This window comes from Synechococcus sp. R8-2 (genome assembly GCF_047461715.1).
Lineage (GTDB): Bacteria > Cyanobacteriota > Cyanobacteriia > Thermostichales > Thermostichaceae > Thermostichus.
The window spans coordinates 1-15,926 of record NZ_JANSHQ010000410.1; the positions used below are offsets into that span (position 1 = coordinate 1).

The following is a 15,926-nucleotide window of genomic DNA, read 5'->3' on the forward strand; positions in this document are numbered from 1 at the left end:
CTCAGGGCTACTGAAAGCCCGCGCTACACTGCTAAGGCGGTGTAGGGTCGGGTAGTTTACATCGAGTCTGCCAGCGTTCCTCGTTCTTTCAGACCTATGACCCAATTCTCAGCTTCGTGGCTCAGTCGGCTCTCCTTTTTGCGAGGGCTGATCTTCATCTTGGCCGTGGTGGTTGCCCTCGTTTACTTGGGCTTCAGCCGGGAGGTTCGCCTTGGCCTTGACCTCAAGGGAGGAACCCAGCTCACGCTACAAGCTGTGCCCACCGAGGAGGTGCCTGAAATCACCCCCGAAGTGATGCAGGGGGTAGAGGCCGTCATCCAGCAGCGGATCAACGGGCTGGGGGTGGCTGAGCCTCTGGTGCAGATCAGCGGCCAAGACCGCCTGTTCGTGCAGTTGCCGGGGGTGGCGGATCCGGATCGGGCCATTGCTCTCCTTGGAGATACAGCCCAACTGGAGTTTCGCAAGGGCTTGGTTCCCGTCGGCGCGCTGCCCCGCAACGAGCGGGGAGAGATAACAGCGGGGGAGGATCCGGATACTCTGTTTGAGCGGGTCGGCCTCACCGGGGATCTGCTGCGCAATGCCTATCCCCAAGCCCCTCGCCGCGGATCCCAGAGTTGGGAGGTGCTGCTGGAGTTCAAGCCGGAGGGGGCAGAAAAATTTACTCAGCTCACCCGAGATCTGGCCGGAACAGAACGTCCATTGGGCATTTTTCTGGACGACGTGTTGATCAGTGCCCCGATCGTGGGGCCGGAGTTTGCCCGCACCGGCATCACCGGCGGGACGGCGGTGATCACGGGCAATTTTACGGTGGAAACCGCCACTGACTTGGCGGTCAAGCTCAGGGCAGGAGCGCTGCCGGTTCCCATTCAGGTGATCGAAAATCGCACTGTCGGGGCCACTTTGGGGGAAGTGAGCGTGCGCCGCAGCCTCTATGCCGGGATCGGGGGCCTGGTGCTGGTTTTCCTCTTTATGGTGGCCTACTATCGCCTGCCAGGGCTGATTGCGGACATTGCTCTGCTTATCTACGCCCTCTGTACCTTTGCTCTCTTCCAACTGCTGGGGGTAACCATGACTCTGCCGGGGATCGCCGGCTTTATCCTCAGCATCGGCATGGCGGTGGATGCCAATGTGCTGATCTTCGAGCGCATCAAAGAAGAGTTGCGGGCCGGCAAATCCATCTACAAGTCCATTTCGGAAGGGTTTAACCGCGCCTTCAGCAGCATCCTGGACAGCAATGTGACTACCCTTTTGGTCTGTGGCGTGCTTTTCTGGCTGGGGATGGGACTGGTGAAAGGGTTTGCGGTAACCCTGGGCATTGGCATTCTGGTGAGCTTCTTTACGGCCATCACCTGCACCCGTAGCCTGCTCTTGGCGGCAATGGGGATCCCCAGCTTGCGCAAACCTGAGTTTTACGGCGTTCGGATGGAGGCGGCCCAATCATGACGGCTCAAGAGCTATCCCCCGTAGATCCTGCCTCTCGGTTGCTCGACTATCGCTTCGACATTGTTGGACGGAGCAAGCTGTGGTTCAGCTTGTCCTTGGCGGTGCTGCTGGTGGGGCTGGTCAGCATGGCCTTTTCCCTGGCTTCTCTGGGAACTCCCCTGCGGCTGGGGTTGGATTTTTCCGGCGGCACCTTGCTGGATCTGAGCTTTGAGCGGCCTGTCACCACCGAGGAGCTGCGACGGGCGCTGCAGGAACACAACCTGGGCACCAGCATCATCCAGCTGGACACCCAAACGGGGCAGGAAGCCCTGATCCGCATGCCCCCCTTGACTGAGCAAGAGCGGCTGGCCGTGGAAGCCACCCTGCGGCAGGAGATTGCTCCCTTCGAGCGCAACCTGGTGGAGACAGTGGGCCCGACGGTGGGGCGTTTGCTCTTGCGTTCCGGCATCGTGGCCGTGCTCATCTCTTTCGGGCTCATCGTGCTGTACCTGGCCCTGCGCTTTCAGTGGGATTACGCGGTGTTTGCCATTGTGGCGCTGCTGCACGATGTAGTGTTGACGATAGGGCTATTTGCCCTTTTGGGCCTGACGGTGGGTATGGAGGCGGACAGCCTGTTTGTGGTGGCGCTGCTGACCATCATCGGCTTTTCCGTCAACGACACCGTGGTCATCTACGACCGCATCCGCGAGAATCTGCGTCTGGTGAGCCGCAAGGTCAGCCTGGCCGAGGTGGTAAACCTATCTCTGAACCAGACCTTTGCCCGCTCCCTGAACACCACCCTGACGACGATGCTGCCCCTAGTTGCCATCGCCATTTTCGGGGGAGCTACCTTGAAGGGGTTTGCCATTGCCCTGCTCATTGGCTTTACTTTGGGGGTGTATTCCAGCATTTTTATCGCCAGCCCCCTGTTGGTGTGGTGGCGGCAGCAGCGCTATGGCAAAAGTAGCGAAGATGCCCGCGCAGGCAGGGATCCCGATTCACTTCCCTCTGAGGGCTAGGGCCCCGATATCGGAAAAATTGGGTCGATTGGGTGGGGATCTGTCGTTCGCGCTGAGACGGTGTCCTCTGGGATCACCATTGCAGTCGTTGCCCGCGGGAGATCAGGTAGCGCTGTAAATCGGCTATTTTGCCTTGCGGTACGATCTGAGCTGGGATCAGGCCGGGAGCTTGACTGCGCAGCCAAGCCACGGTCAGCCCTGCCGCCGAGCCGATGGTCCATTCGCCGTAATGCACGCGGGTGGCGGCGTTGACAATGTGGCTGACGGCGATCCCTTTGCCGCCGATGAGCAGGTTATCCACCTTCTGCGGGATCAGGGCTTCTAAGGGAATGAGAATGGGACGGACGGAAAACTCGTTGACTGGCGCGGAGCTGGCCGAAAGAGAGGGCTCCCAGTTGCGGTAGCGACAGCCGTGGATATCGATGGCGTAGTGGGTAACCCCCACCACGGTAGGTCTGAAGTCCCGCCCCCCGGCGGTGCCGACGCGAATATCCTGCTCCAACATCAGGAACTCTGCTTGGCCGTAGGCAGCTCGCCCCAGGATGCGCCGACCTTCGCGGATGTAGGGGTAGAGGCTAAGGCCGGAGCGAGTGCCCAGCAAGGACTCTTCGGCAAACACCAAGGAGAGGGGATAGCCAGAGCGGGATTGAGTTTCCATCAGCCACTCGGCAAACAGCAGGGCGTGGTTTTCTCCATCTTTGATGGCCGAGACATCCAGGCCCCCCAGCCAGTTGTGGCGCTGCCCCGAGGCCACCAGCCGCTCTTCCGTCAGGATCAGGGGCGGGTTCATGATCCCCCAGTCGTTGCCGCGGTTCCAGTTCACCAGCGTCAGGTCGCCTGGAACAGGCGTGCTGTAGAAGGGATCCCGGCGGCCCTTGCTGACGATGCGGCGGTAATTGAAAAAGCTCTGGCCGCTGAAGGTGGGGAAACCCTCCATGTCGAACTCGCGGCGGTGTTCGGCGCGGGAATAGCCCGGCTGCAGCTGGACCAGCTCGGCGCGGGAGCGACCGCCATCGTCGTGGATGGCCAGCACGAAGGGAAAGGTAAAGGCTTGAGTACACTCCGGGTTGCTGGCGGGGGCGGCATTGGGCTCTCCGGTCACGTCTCGCCCTTCCGAACCCAGCCGATAGGGGATCCCGGCCCAGCCCACCAGCTCGCCGGTATCGGTGGCATCGATAACAAACAGGTTGCGGCCCGGTGGTGCCTGCAGCCTCAACACCCGTTTGGCAAAAACTTCCGTCTCCTGCCAACTGTACCAGCTCACCAGCTCCCGCCACAGCCGTCCCGGTGGCACAAAATCGGGATCCCGGGGTTGCCGCTGCACAGCGTAAATGCTTTCAATCTGGGATCCATCGGCGCTGAAGGTGGCCCCCTTAAAAGCCGTTTGGGTAGCCCAGCGGCTGTTGGGGGCATTTTGAGCTGCCTGTTGCAGCCAGGTTTCCACCGCCTGCAGCCCGGCCTGGGGCGGAAAACACAGCCCTCCCACCCAGCAGCTGTTGATCTCGGATACGCGGGTTCCCGGCGGGATCCCTGTCCAGGCCGGCAGATGCACCGGCTGGCTTTCGATCAAGGCCTTGAACTCCAGCCAGTGGCGGGAAAAATTGCCCCGCTGCCGCATCGGCAGCGATTCATCAATGGCCGATACCCCCTGGGAGGTAATCTGACCCCCCAGCCAAGGGGTGAGCTCGATGAGACAGGTCTGCACCCCCCCTCGCATGGCATGGCCTGCCGCTGCCACCCCTCCCAGGGATCCGCCCACCACCACCAGCTCGCACTCCCAAATCTCGTCCGGCTGCGGCAAGGGATCCAACAAGGGCCAACCGTGGGCGGTAAAACGGGGCACCTCCGGCTCGGAGACGGCAACAGGGGATCCCACCTCTGGCTGGGAGAGGGCGGCAAACCCCATCCCGGCCACAAAGCTCAGCAGCGACAGGATCCCCAGCCCCACAGTTCGCTTGGGCTCAGATCCCCGGCACGCCGCAGCCGTCTTTTTGCCAGCCATGCTCACTCACACCCCCGGCCTTTCCCCGGCAGGAGAAATCCCCTTGAGAATAGCTGAGGAAACCGACATTGAGGCCAGCCAGGATCCCTGCCACAGGGCATAATGGGCTAGCAACTTTTTAACGGCAACGGCGGGATCCCATGGGACGGGCAAAGAAGGTGGTATTGGCCTATTCAGGCGGGGTGGATACTTCCGTCTGCATTCCCTATCTCAAGCACGAGTGGGGGGTGGAATCGGTGGTGGCCCTGGCAGTCGACTTGGGGCAGGGGGCGGAGCTGGAGGCCATTCAGGCCAAAGCCCTCAGGGCGGGGGCAGAGCAATCTCTGGTGCGGGAGGCTGTCCAGGCCCTCATTACCGACTATGCCTTCCCGGCCATCCAGGCCAACGCCCTCTACGAGCAGCGCTACCCCCTTTCCACGGCCCTGGCCCGACCCCTGATTGCCAAGCTGCTGGTGGAAGTGGCGGAAGAGGTGGGCGCCGATGCGGTGGCCCACGGCTGCACCGGCAAAGGCAACGACCAGGTGCGCTTTGATCTGGCTATTGCTGCTTTAAATCCCCAGCTCAAAGTGTTGGCCCCTGCCCGCGAGTGGGGGATGACCCGCGAGGAGACCATTGCCTATGGGGAGCGCTACGGGATCCCCATGCCCGTGCAGAAGTCCAGCCCCTACAGCATCGACCTCAACATTTTGGGCCGCAGCGCTGAAGCCGGGATCCTAGAAGATGCCGACCAAGAGCCGCCGGAGGAAGTGTATGCCCTCACCCGCCCCATTTCCCAAACCCCTGATGAGCCAGCCTATGTGGAGATCGAGTTCGAGCAGGGGATCCCCGTCGGGCTGGATGGGCAGCGCCTTGGCCCCAAAGCCCTCTTCGAGCAGCTCAACTCCTTAGCTGGCCTGCATGGGGTGGGCCGCATTGACATGATCGAAAACCGCCTGGTGGGGATCAAGTCGCGGGAGATCTACGAGTGCCCCGCTTTAACCGTCTTGATCCAAGCCCACCGCGAGCTGGAGAGCCTCACCCTCACCCGCGATGTCATCCATTACAAGTACGGCATCGAGACCACCTACGGCCAACTGGTGTACAACGGCCTCTGGTATTCGCCGCTGCGGCAGGCGTTGGATGCCTTCGTCCAAGCCACCCAAAAGAGCGTAACCGGCGGGGTGCGGATGCGGCTGCACAAGGGCCAGGCAGTCTGTGTGGGCCGTCGCTCCCCTTATTCCCTCTACAACCCCGAGCTGGCCACCTATGGCGCAGGAGACCAGTTCGACCACAAAGCGGCAGAAGGCTTCATCTACGTCTGGGGTCTGCCCACCCGCGTTTGGTCGCAGGTTCACAGAATCTAGGAATCCCCTCCTGGCTCGAGGTTGGGGGGAGCACGCTAGCCCTGCTGCTTGGGATCCCAGACTCAGCTCCCGATTGAATTCCCAAAACCCACTTAAGTCCCGGCAGTCCACGTGTTGCCGTACTCGATCTGCTCTGGAGTGAGGCTGTCGATTTGGATCCCCATGGCCTTGAGCTTGAGGCGGGCGATGGCCTCGTCCACCTCGAGAGGAATGGGGTGAAGCCCTGGGGCCAAGCGGCCCCGGTTTTTCACCAGGTATTCGCAGGCCAGGGCCTGGTTGGCAAAGCTCATGTCCATGACGCTGGCGGGGTGCCCTTCGGCAGCAGCCAAGTTAATCAGGCGGCCTTCCCCCAGCACCACCACTGACTTGCCCGACTGCAGACGGTATTCTTCCACAAAGGGGCGCACCGTCTGTCGGGAGACGGCCCGCTCCTGCAGCGCCACCAGGTCGATTTCAATGTCAAAGTGGCCGGCGTTGCAGACCATCGCCCCATCCTTCATGCGGTCGAAGTGCTCGCCGCGAATCACGTGCTTGTTGCCGGTGACGGTGATGAAGATGTCCCCCAGAGCAGCGGCTTCTTCCATCGGCATCACCCGGAAGCCGTCCATCACCGCCTCCAGAGCCCGCACCGGGTTGACTTCCGTGACAATCACCTGGGATCCCATGCCGCGGGCCCGCATGGCCACTCCCTTGGCGCACCAGCCGTAGCCAGCCACCACCACCGTCTTCCCGGCCAGAAGGATGTTGGTACAGCGCAGGATCCCGTCCAGGGTGGATTGGCCGGTGCCGTAGCGGTTGTCGAACAGGTGTTTGGTCTCGGCGTCGTTGACGGTCATCACCGGGAAGCTGAGCACCCCCGCCTTGAGCATGGCCCTAAGGCGCACCAGGCCAGTGGTGGTCTCTTCCGTGGTGCCGATGAGCTCCGACAGTTGCTCCTGACGGTGCTGCACCAGCTCCGCCGTCACATCTCCGCCATCGTCGATAATCAGGTTGGGGCGGTGATCTAGGGCAATCTGGACATGGCGGCGGTAGGTGGCCACATCTTCTCCTTTGAGGGCAAACACCGAAATGCCATGGTCCGCCACCAGGCTGGCGGCCACATCGTCTTGGGTGGAAAGGGGATTGCTGGCAATGAGAACGCTATCCGCCCCCCCTGCTTGTAGAGCCAGGGCCAGGTTGGCCGTTTCGGTCGTAATGTGGCAGCAGGCCACCAAGCGCAGCCCGGCAAAGGGCTTTTCTTGAGCAAAGCGCTCCCGGATCTGGGCCAGCACCGGCATCTCCCGCGCCGCCCACTGGATCCGTTGCTTGCCCAGGGGGGCGAGGTTCAGATCTTTCACTTCATGCTTCGGGAGAGACAGGGTAGCGCTGGTCATCGAGTGTTGCTCCAAACAGGGTCATCGAGAGAGGATAGGGGAACGGAAACTGCAAGCCCCAAAGGGGGCCAGGCAGCCATAAAGATCAGCAAGGATGTCGATAAGCCTGAACTATTCTGCCACAAGGGATCCCCTTTCAGCGCTGGGGCTGGATGTAGGCAACCGCCGCATTGGCGTGGCCGGCTCCGACCGGCTGGGGCTGCTGGCTACTGGCCTGGGGGTGATCCAGCGCCGTTCCCTCTCAGAGGATATTGCCCAAGTGCAGGAGTGGATCCGCCGCCGCCAGGCCACCGTGGTGGTGGTGGGGATCCCCCTTCTGGCGGATGGGTCGGTGGGATCCCAGGCCCGCAAAGTCCAGCGGTTTGTGCGCGCTTTGCAGGTGGCCGTGGATCTTCCCGTTGTTACCGTCAACGAATACCTGAGCACCGTGCAGGCGGAGTGGGACCTGCGCGAGGCGGGGATCCCGGCCAAAGCCCAGAAGGGCTTAATCGATCAGCAGTCGGCGGCGGTAATTCTCCAAACTTGGCTGGACGAGCGACGGGCTTCCCTGTCAGAAGTGCCGGCTTGGCAAAGCTGGGGCAACAAAGACTACGCTGGAGAAGTCTAGCCGGGAAAGTTTAAATCAATTCAAGCCCAAGGTGGGCCATCCCTCGTTGCCCCTTCTGCATCAGCAGGGTGTGATTGTTAAGTCGGGGCCTTTCGCGCAACTTTGATAACGTCTGATAACGTCACGTGAACCATCCGAGCATGAATCGCATTTGCATTCTTGGGGGCGGCTTTGGCGGGTTGTACACAGCTTTGGAACTGAGCCGGCAACCCTGGTCAGAGCCACCCCAGATCACCTTGGTCGATCGGCAGGAGCGGTTCGTCTTTGCCCCCCTGCTTTATGAGCTGCTCACCGGAGAAATGGAAGACTGGGAGGTGGCCCCCCGTTTTCAAGATCTGCTGCCCCCGGGATCGGTGCAGTTTCGCCGGGGATCCGTCCGGGCTATCGACCCTCAAGCCCGCCGCGTGGAGCTGGAAGATGGGCAAAGCTTGGAGTACGACGCGCTGGTGCTGGCGCTGGGGGGAGAAACCCCTCTGGAGAGCGTTCCGGGAGCGGCGGAGTTTGCTTTTCCCTTTCGCACCCTGGCAGATGCCCAGCGGCTGCGCGCCCACCTGAAGGCGTTAGAAGAGCGGGATCCGGCTCAGCCTGTGGCTCTGGCCATTGCAGGAGCAGGGGCCAGTGGCGTGGAACTGGCCTGCAAATTGGCGGATCGGCTGGGCTGGCGGGGACGGATCCGCCTCATTGAGTTGGGATCCCAAATCTTGTCCGGCTTTGCTCCCTCCAGCCGGGAGGCGGCCCAAGAGGCGCTGGCCCAACGGCGGGTGCAGGTGGAGTTGCAAACCAAGGTCTTGGGCATCGAGGCCCTTAACGAGAACGGCGCCCCTCCCTTCCGTCTGCAGCTCCAGCGACTGGAGAGCCAGGAGATCGCCACAGATCTTGTGGATGCTGTGCTGTGGACTGTCGGAACCCGACCGGCAGCGGTGATTGCCAATTTGGATCTGCCCAAAACGGAGCGGGGACGGCTGCAGGTTTTGTCCACCCTACAAACCCCCACCTTCCCAGAGATCTTTGCCTTGGGAGATGCAGCAGCGGTGGTGGATGCGGAGGGCAAGCCGGTGCCGGCCACAGCCCAAGCGGCTTTTCAACAGGCCGGTTATTGCGCCTGGAACCTGTGGGCTTTGCTCACCCAGAAGCGGCCTCTCTTGCCCTTTCGCTACTTTTCTCTGGGGGAAATGCTCAGCCTGGGGGTGGATACGGCGGTGCTTTCTGCCCTTGGCGGCCTCACACTGACCGGCCCCCTGGGCTATTTGGCCCGGCGAACTGCCTATTTGGTGCGCCTGCCCACACTGGAACACCAGCTCAAGGTGGGATGGAATTGGATCACCCGCCCCCTGTGGCAAGGGCTGCTGGCCCGCTAGGATCCCTGTAACTGGCAAGAGCGCTCGTAGGCCGCTCGCACTGCCTGCATCAGGGCTCCCCGCACCCCCGCCTGCTCCAAGGCTTGGATCCCGGCAATGGTCGTCCCCCCTGGACTGGTGACCCGGTCTTTGAGAACGGCAGGGTGCAGATTTTCTTGCTGCAAGAGGGCAGCAGTACCCGCCAAGGTCTGCAGGGCCAACTGGGTAGCAATGGGACGCGGCAGCCCCACCTGTACCCCTCCGTCGATCAGCCCTTCCAGAATCACCGCCAGATACCCCGGCCCGGAACCCGAAAGTGCCGTCACCGCATCCATCTGGCTTTCGGCCACCGTCACCACCTCGCCCACCGCGCGAAACAGCTTCTCCACCTGCTCCACCTGCATAGGCGTCACCCCTGGCCCGTAGCTGATGGCCGTTATGCCCGCCCCCACCAGCGCCGGCGTGTTGGGCATCGTGCGCACCACCTTTTGTTTGGGAAAAGCCTGCTGCAACTGCTGCAAGGGGATCCCGGCCATAATCGAGATCACCAGCTCTGTGGCGGACAGCCGGCCCATCTCAGCCACCACTGTCGGGAAGAGCTGCGGTTTAACGGCCAGAAACAGAATCTCAGACTCTCCCGCCTGGGATGGATCCGCCAACAATCGGATACCCAGCTCCTGCTGCAGGGCCACAGCCTTATCCAGATCAGGCTCCCGCAAGGCCACCTGCGCTGCGGGATAAACTCCCACAGCTACCCAACGCCGCAGCAGGGCGGATCCCATGGCTCCACCCCCGATAACACTCAGCAGCGGTCGCTCCATAACGACTAGTGCTGACCTACTGCCTGCAGATGCTCATAGGTGCTGGGCCAGAGGGGGGTAGGGCTTTGCAAAGGGCGCTGCAGCGGCTGCACCACTTGGCTACTGGGGGTGGAAACCATCACCGTGCTGGGAGTGAACAAAAAAATGTTTTCGCCAATGCGCTCTTGATGGCCATCGATGGCGTAGGTGCCGCCGGCAACGAAATCCACAGAGCGCTGCGCCTCAGCGGGATCCATTAGGGTCAAGTTCATGATCACCGTCTTGCGCTCCCGTAGGTACTGGATAACCTGAGCCATCTCATCGAAGCTGCGCGGCTCCATCACCACCACTTCACTGGTGGGTGGGTTTACGCCCGGTAATCCAATCACGTTGCTCCCCATACTGCCCCCTGCTGAGCGATCCCGATGCTGACTGCGCCGATGGCCCCGCGACTCTTCTCGACCGGCAGAGCCCTCCCCCGCTTCCACTCCCCGTTGCCGCCGCCCTCGCGGAAGGGTACTCACTTCCTCCTCTTCGGGGGGAGCAGCCGGTTGGGAACGGCGTCCCTCGTAGAGCAGTTGGTAATCATCCTGCCCTTCCATTTCAGAGTACTCCTCCAGGCCGTCCACGGGATCATTCAGACCCACAAAATCTCTTACCCTGCTCCAGATTCCATTGACATTCATATGCACATCCTCACCACAGGTCATGGGTTTACGGCGAGCGTAGGATTCAGGCTCTTGATTGGATCCTGAGTGGCTCACTCAAGCTAGGGGGCGTCCTTTTATTCTCGGTCAAAGTCTTTCAATAGGCTGAGACAGGGTTTGCTCAGGAAGCTGCCGAAGCAGGTGGGGGCTAACGTAGGTTAACAAAACCTCATTGATTCGACGACTAGAGTTTACCCAGAAGAAGTGAAGATGTCATCTCACTTGCCAAGCCGTTGTTTGGCAGGATTGAACTCTGCTCCCCGTCTGGATTGAGCCCACGTTAACGGAAGTAACGCAAATGATTACAAATTTCCCCAAAATTTCCCCAATAGGGCAAATCCTGGGCGGGATCCCCCCACTTTTGATTATCCAAGCCGAACTCTCGCCCCAAAGGTGCCCCGCAGGGCGACTGGGGAGTTGCACGGCTTTACACAAAATTTAATCACAATTTAACGGCTTCACAGAGGTCACATCTATTCCTGCTCGGCGTCGGCAAACAAAGCGCGCCCCAGCCGGATCAAGTTAGAGCCTGCTGCCACCGCCAGGAGGTAATCGTCGGACATGCCCATGGAGAGGGTGTGCACCTGCAGATGTTCATAGCCGCTGCGCTGGATGTAATCGGCCAGTTCGGCCAGCTTGCGAAACAGGTCTAGGGCCGCCTCTGAGCTCAAGCCCAAAGGCAAAATGGTCATCAGGCCCACAATTTGCACCTGCAGCAGTTGGTTCAGTTCGGGGAGGCTCTGCAACAGATCGGGGATGAGCCAGCCGAACTTATTGGGATCCGGAGCCAATTTAACCTGCAGGCAAAGCTTGGGGGTGAGGTGCAGCTCCCAGGCTTTTTGGTTGATCAGCTTGGCCAGGCGCAAGCTATCGACGCTGTCAATCCAGGCAAATTGCTTGAGGGCCGGTTTGACTTTGTTAGTCTGCAGATGCCCGATCAAGTGCCAGACGATATCGGTCAGATCTTGCAGTTGCCCTTGTTTGACGGCGGCCTCTTGCACTCGACTCTCCCCAAAGTGGCGGATCCCAGCCCGATAGGCGGCGCGGATGTGGTCGGCACTGTAGCCTTTGCTCACTGCCATGATCTCCACATGGTCTGGGATCTGGGCTCGGATGGCCTGAATGCGGCTGTGGATGAGCTGCTCGTCAAGGGGCATCGTCAGGTCAGCAGGCCGGGGATCTCTATCCCCATTCTCGTTCCAATTGGCAACAATGCTCTGGGATAGATTTTTGCAGAACCCAGAGCCAACGGGCTGTCCGCTACCGCTGCCAGGGATCCGGTCGGGAGATGATCACGCGGGTGCCGGGCGCCAGTTTGCGCGCGTAGTCCAACTGCACCACTTCTGGGTTTTGCTTCAGGGCTTCCCCCTGGAGGCGAATGGCTTGGGCTTCTCCTTCTGCCAGGATCACCAATCGTTGTTTTTCCAGCTCTGCTTTTTCCACGAGGAAGCGTTCCCGCTCTTTCTCTTGCTCGGCAATTTGCTTTTGCTCGATGGCCGTTTGGAATTGGTCGGAGAAGCGGACATTGCGCAGCAGCACGTTTTGCAAGATCAGGTCATTCTCAGCAAAAATGCTGGAGAGCTGCCGCTCCACATTTTCCTGGATCTGCTCGCGTTCTTCCGAGAAAACGGCGATGGCGCGGTGCAAAGCCAGTTCATTGCGCACCACCGTCCGCACCTCTGGGCGAATCACTTTGTCCACGTAGGAAGGGCCAATGGTCTGGTGCAGGTGGGCCACTTGGTCGGGATCCAAGCGAAAGCGCACCGAGACATCGAGGGAGATCTGCTGGCCGTCGGCGCTGAGCACTTTCAACGCATCATCCCCCTGGTTTTCGGAGCGTTGGGAGGCCATGGTGTAGGTTTGGGTGCGCACGTCGTAGAAGATAGGCGTTTCCACCAGCGGCAGCAGGAGGTGCAGCCCTTCTCCCAGCGGCTGCGGCTTCAGCCCCGTCAGGGAGTTGAACACCACGGCCCGTGTGCCGGCAGGCACCACCACCAAGCACTGCAGCAAGGTGGCCAAGAGGATCAGCAGCAATGCCCCACCCACCAAGGGAATCCAGGACAAAGCGGGAAGTTCAAAAGCAGGACGACGGGGGTGGGCCGATTTCACAGGTGTGTTACCCAAAAACCTAAAGAACTCGAACAGGTGCCCCGGGGATGGCCGGCCAAGCTCTTCTTGAGCTTAACCCAAGGCCGCAGCCAAGATCTGATAGGCCAGTTTGGCGACCGTGAAGGCGCTGCGGCGATCGGTTTCCCGTTCTCCCGTGACCGACAGCTCGACCACATCGGCGCCGATGATTTGCCGTTGCTGTCCTAGTGCCCGAATCAGCTCCACCGTCTCCCACCAGCCCAAGCCGCCGGGTTCGGGGGTACCGGTGGCCGGCACAACAGCGGGATCCAGCCCATCCACATCCACCGTCAGGTAAACCTGGGGGCCCAAGGTGGCAATCACCTCTGGGATCCACTCCTGGGCCGGCTTGGTGTGCAGGCTGTGGGCAAAAAAGGTGTGCAGACGGCGCTCGCGAATGGTCTGGCGGTCTTCGGCGCAGATGGAGCGGATCCCCACTTGGGTGAGGCGGCTGCCCACTTGCTCCACCACGCGGGCCATGGCAGAAGCATGGGAATAGCGGGATCCCTCGTAGCTATCTCTCAGGTCGCAGTGGGCATCGATTTGCAGGACGTGCAGCTCCGGATAATGGGCCAGGTGGGCAGCAATCAGGGGCCCGCTGATGGAGTGCTCCCCACCAATGGAAAGCAGGAACCGCCCCGGTCTCACCCACTCGGCAGCGCGACGCTGGATTTCGGCCATAGCCAGCTCCTGGGCGGAAGATCCCAGACCTTCCAACTCCACCGGGGGGGCCGTCCAGTAGCGGGAGATCTCTTCCGAGAAGTCGGGGTGAAGAGCCGGCTGGCGATCCCGTACCTCGTCGTAGATCTCCACATAGGCAGAAGCCTGCAACAGCGCCTGAGGGCCTTTGGCAGTGCCTTTGCCATAGGAGGTGGTGGCCTCGTAGGGGACGGGCAGGAGAATTGCTTGGGCCATCTCCGGATCCGGCTCAGGCAGGCCCAGGAAGGGGAAGGGAGAGCGATACATGATGGCTTGCAAGAAGGGATCCCTATTCTATTGAATCTATTGAAGAATTGTGGTGAGCCAAAAGGACTGGGATGATGGGGTAAAGAGGGACCCTTGTGGGATTGAGGCAAACCCTCTAGACTGAGCAAAGGCTTCCCCAAGCCCAGTTTTAGCAGCCATTTGTTTTCACTCCTCTTAGACTGCCTTTCCACAAGCTGACGAGCCTATGACCACTGCCTCTCACGCTGCTCTTTTCGACGCTCTGGCCCAACGTCGGGCCCTCAAGATCATCAGCGGTCTACAAAACTTCGACCTGCAGTCGGTTCTGAGCATCACCCGCGCCGCCCAACAGGGAGGGGCCACTTGGGTGGATATCGCTGCCAGCCCCGAATTGGTGCAGCGGGTACGCGCCCAGATCGATCTGCCCATCTGTGTGTCGGCGGTGGAGCCGCAGCAGTTGGCCGCAGCCGTACAGGCAGGAGCAGACATGGCCGAGATCGGCAATTACGACAGCTTCTACCCTTCAGGCCGCATCTTCTCCGCAGCGGAAGTCCTAGACCTTACCCGCCGAACCCGCTCTCTTCTGCCCCGCACGCTCTTGTCGGTAACCGTTCCCCACACTCTGCCTCTGAATCAACAGGCAGAATTGGCCGAGAAACTGGAGGATCTGGGAGCCGATCTCATCCAAACCGAGGGCAGCACCAGTGCCGAGCCGGTTCACGGGGGATCCCTGGGCCTGATCGAGAAGGCTGCCCCCACCCTGGCCGCCGCCTATGAAATTAGCCGTGTCGTCTCGGTACCGGTTATCTGCGCTTCCGGCCTCTCGACGGTAACAGTGCGCTTGGCCATTGCTGCCGGCGCTTCAGGTGTAGGGGTGGGCAAAGCTGTCAGCCGGCTCCAGGATGAAGTGGCCATGGTGGCTCAAGTGCGGGCATTGGTGGAGGCCTTGGGAGGATCTCGGATCCCTGCCCTTGTCTAGGTCGATGTCTGACCGGTAAAAGTTGACCCTCTTGCGCCAGCGTGCGCTGGTGCATTTTTTTTAGATTTTCTTGGACAAGCAGGGAATAAGTAGGTAAGTAGGGCAGCTGAGGGTTGAGATCAGCCGCTAGAAGTTTTGCTGCTCACAAGTGCTTCACTTTCTTCCGCGTAGAGGTGGCATACCCGGCAATATCCAATTTGCGGCGGTTGCTACACTTGTCGTCCTTGCCTTCCCAGACCAATTCCGTCCGCAGCCGTCGCCCCAGTCATGTTCTGCAAAGATTCCAAGTCCTGAGCCGCATTGGGCAGACATGGTTGACAATGCGAGGGATCCCTTTTTGAACTGTCCATGAGCTGGCAACGCCCAGATAATCGCACCGCTGCTCAATTGCGCCCGGTTTCTTTTGAGCGCCACTTTACCCGCTATGCCCCTGGCTCGGTGTTGGTCAAGTTCGGCCATACCCATGTCCTTTGCACCGCCAGTGTGGCCGAAGAAGTTCCCCCTTTTCTGCAGAACACCGGCCAAGGCTGGCTGACGGCTGAGTACCGCATGTTGCCCGGAGCCACGCAACAACGACAGCCGCGGGAAATGTTGAAACTATCGGGCCGTACTGCCGAGATTCAACGGCTCATCGGGCGCAGTCTGCGCGCCGCCTTGGATTTTCGCAAGCTGGGATCCCGTACCATCACCGTCGATGCCGATGTGCTGCAGGCCGATGGCGGAACGCGCACCGCCGCGATCACAGGGGGCTATGTGGCTCTGCACGACGCCATCACTTGGCTGTACAAACAGGGGGCGCTGGATCCGGCCCAGGGATCCCCGCTGCGGCAGCAGGTGGCGGCCCTTTCAGTAGGAATTGTGCAGGGAGAGGTACTTGTGGATCTGTGCTATGAGGAAGACAGCCAAGCCGAGGTGGACATGAACATTGTTATGAACGAGCAGGGATCCTTCATCGAGATCCAGGGCACTGCCGAAGCCGCCTGCTTCAGTCGCCCGCAACTGCTACAAATGTTGGAGATGGCCCAAGCCGGGATCCAAGAATTGCTACAAGCCCAACGGCAGGCTCTCAATTTAGAAAGATAGAGCCATAGCCGGACCCTAGCCTTGCAATGGTAATCCTTCAAGGCACTGCATATGGGATTGCATGGGTGTATATCCTGGTTGGCAAAGCGGTATTCCCTTGCTGTAAAGGAATGGCCGGGAAAGCTAAGATCAGCCAGTTGTTAAAATAAGTGAGCTCTCTGAAGCTGATACATTTACGCTGA

Annotated in this window: 14 protein-coding genes; 7 read left to right on the forward strand and 7 right to left on the reverse strand. The window is 60.6% G+C overall.

Features of this window, described 5'->3' with window-relative positions; genetic code table 11:
• Positions 1-96 precede the first annotated feature (96 nt).
• Together secD and secF are read left to right on the forward strand one after the other, a co-directional pair.
• Entirely contained in the window at positions 97-1,443 is a 1,347-nt protein-coding gene (gene secD, locus NW819_RS09990) for a protein translocase subunit SecD (RefSeq protein WP_414413646.1), read from the forward strand.
• The gene (secF, locus tag NW819_RS09995) at positions 1,440-2,441 is read left to right on the forward strand and encodes a protein translocase subunit SecF (protein ID WP_414344225.1); all 1,002 of its coding nucleotides are present in this window, start codon (positions 1,440-1,442) and stop codon (positions 2,439-2,441) included. Before secD ends, secF begins: the two co-directional genes overlap by 4 nt.
• 73 nt (positions 2,442-2,514) lie before the next feature.
• Here the strand turns inward: secF and NW819_RS10000 are convergent, their stop codons facing one another.
• Complete coding sequence (locus NW819_RS10000; protein WP_414413647.1) at positions 2,515-4,443, reverse strand: FAD-dependent oxidoreductase; 1,929 nt, start codon at positions 4,441-4,443, stop codon at positions 2,515-2,517.
• 140 nt (positions 4,444-4,583) lie between these two features.
• On the opposite strand from NW819_RS10000, the gene NW819_RS10005 reads away from it, so the two are divergent.
• Complete coding sequence (locus NW819_RS10005; RefSeq protein WP_414413648.1) at positions 4,584-5,786, forward strand: argininosuccinate synthase; 1,203 nt, start codon at positions 4,584-4,586, stop codon at positions 5,784-5,786.
• Between the two features lie 92 nt (positions 5,787-5,878).
• On the opposite strand, the gene ahcY is transcribed toward NW819_RS10005, so the two are convergent.
• Positions 5,879-7,159, reverse strand: a complete 1,281-nt coding sequence (ahcY, locus tag NW819_RS10010) for an adenosylhomocysteinase (protein WP_011433351.1) — start codon at positions 7,157-7,159, stop codon at positions 5,879-5,881.
• Between the two features lie 94 nt (positions 7,160-7,253).
• On the opposite strand from ahcY, the gene ruvX reads away from it, so the two are divergent.
• Both ruvX and NW819_RS10020 read left to right on the forward strand, forming a co-directional pair.
• On the forward strand, positions 7,254-7,766 hold the full coding sequence (gene ruvX, locus NW819_RS10015) for a Holliday junction resolvase RuvX (RefSeq protein WP_414330201.1): 513 nt from the start codon (positions 7,254-7,256) through the stop codon (positions 7,764-7,766).
• Positions 7,767-7,906: 140 nt separating this feature from the next.
• Entirely contained in the window at positions 7,907-9,124 is a 1,218-nt protein-coding gene (locus tag NW819_RS10020) for an NAD(P)/FAD-dependent oxidoreductase (RefSeq protein ID WP_414413649.1), read from the forward strand.
• On the opposite strand, the gene proC is transcribed toward NW819_RS10020, so the two are convergent.
• The 5 genes from proC to speB all read right to left on the reverse strand — a co-directional run bounded on the left by proC (position 9,121) and on the right by speB (position 13,715).
• Positions 9,121-9,924, reverse strand: a complete 804-nt coding sequence (gene proC / locus NW819_RS10025; protein WP_011433348.1) for a pyrroline-5-carboxylate reductase — start codon at positions 9,922-9,924, stop codon at positions 9,121-9,123. The genes NW819_RS10020 and proC overlap by 4 nt on opposite strands.
• A 5-nt stretch (positions 9,925-9,929) precedes the next feature.
• Positions 9,930-10,505 (reverse strand): cell division protein SepF, encoded by a 576-nt coding sequence (locus tag NW819_RS10030; protein WP_011433347.1) that lies wholly within the window; start codon positions 10,503-10,505, stop codon positions 9,930-9,932.
• 578 nt (positions 10,506-11,083) lie between these two features.
• Positions 11,084-11,767: a YggS family pyridoxal phosphate-dependent enzyme gene (locus tag NW819_RS10035; protein ID WP_414374881.1), complete on the reverse strand. Its 684-nt coding sequence runs from the start codon at positions 11,765-11,767 to the stop codon at positions 11,084-11,086.
• A gap of 103 nt (positions 11,768-11,870) precedes the next feature.
• Positions 11,871-12,719, reverse strand: coding sequence for a prohibitin family protein (locus NW819_RS10040; protein WP_011433345.1), 849 nt, complete (start codon positions 12,717-12,719; stop codon positions 11,871-11,873).
• A gap of 72 nt (positions 12,720-12,791) precedes the next feature.
• The gene (gene speB / locus NW819_RS10045; RefSeq protein WP_414413650.1) at positions 12,792-13,715 is read right to left on the reverse strand and encodes an agmatinase; all 924 of its coding nucleotides are present in this window, start codon (positions 13,713-13,715) and stop codon (positions 12,792-12,794) included.
• Positions 13,716-13,908: 193 nt separating this feature from the next.
• On the opposite strand from speB, the gene NW819_RS10050 reads away from it, so the two are divergent.
• Complete coding sequence (locus NW819_RS10050) at positions 13,909-14,661, forward strand: DUF561 domain-containing protein (RefSeq protein ID WP_011433343.1); 753 nt, start codon at positions 13,909-13,911, stop codon at positions 14,659-14,661.
• Between the two features lie 348 nt (positions 14,662-15,009).
• On the forward strand, positions 15,010-15,744 hold the full coding sequence (gene rph / locus NW819_RS10055) for a ribonuclease PH (protein ID WP_011433341.1): 735 nt from the start codon (positions 15,010-15,012) through the stop codon (positions 15,742-15,744).
• Positions 15,745-15,926: the final 182 nt, after the last annotated feature.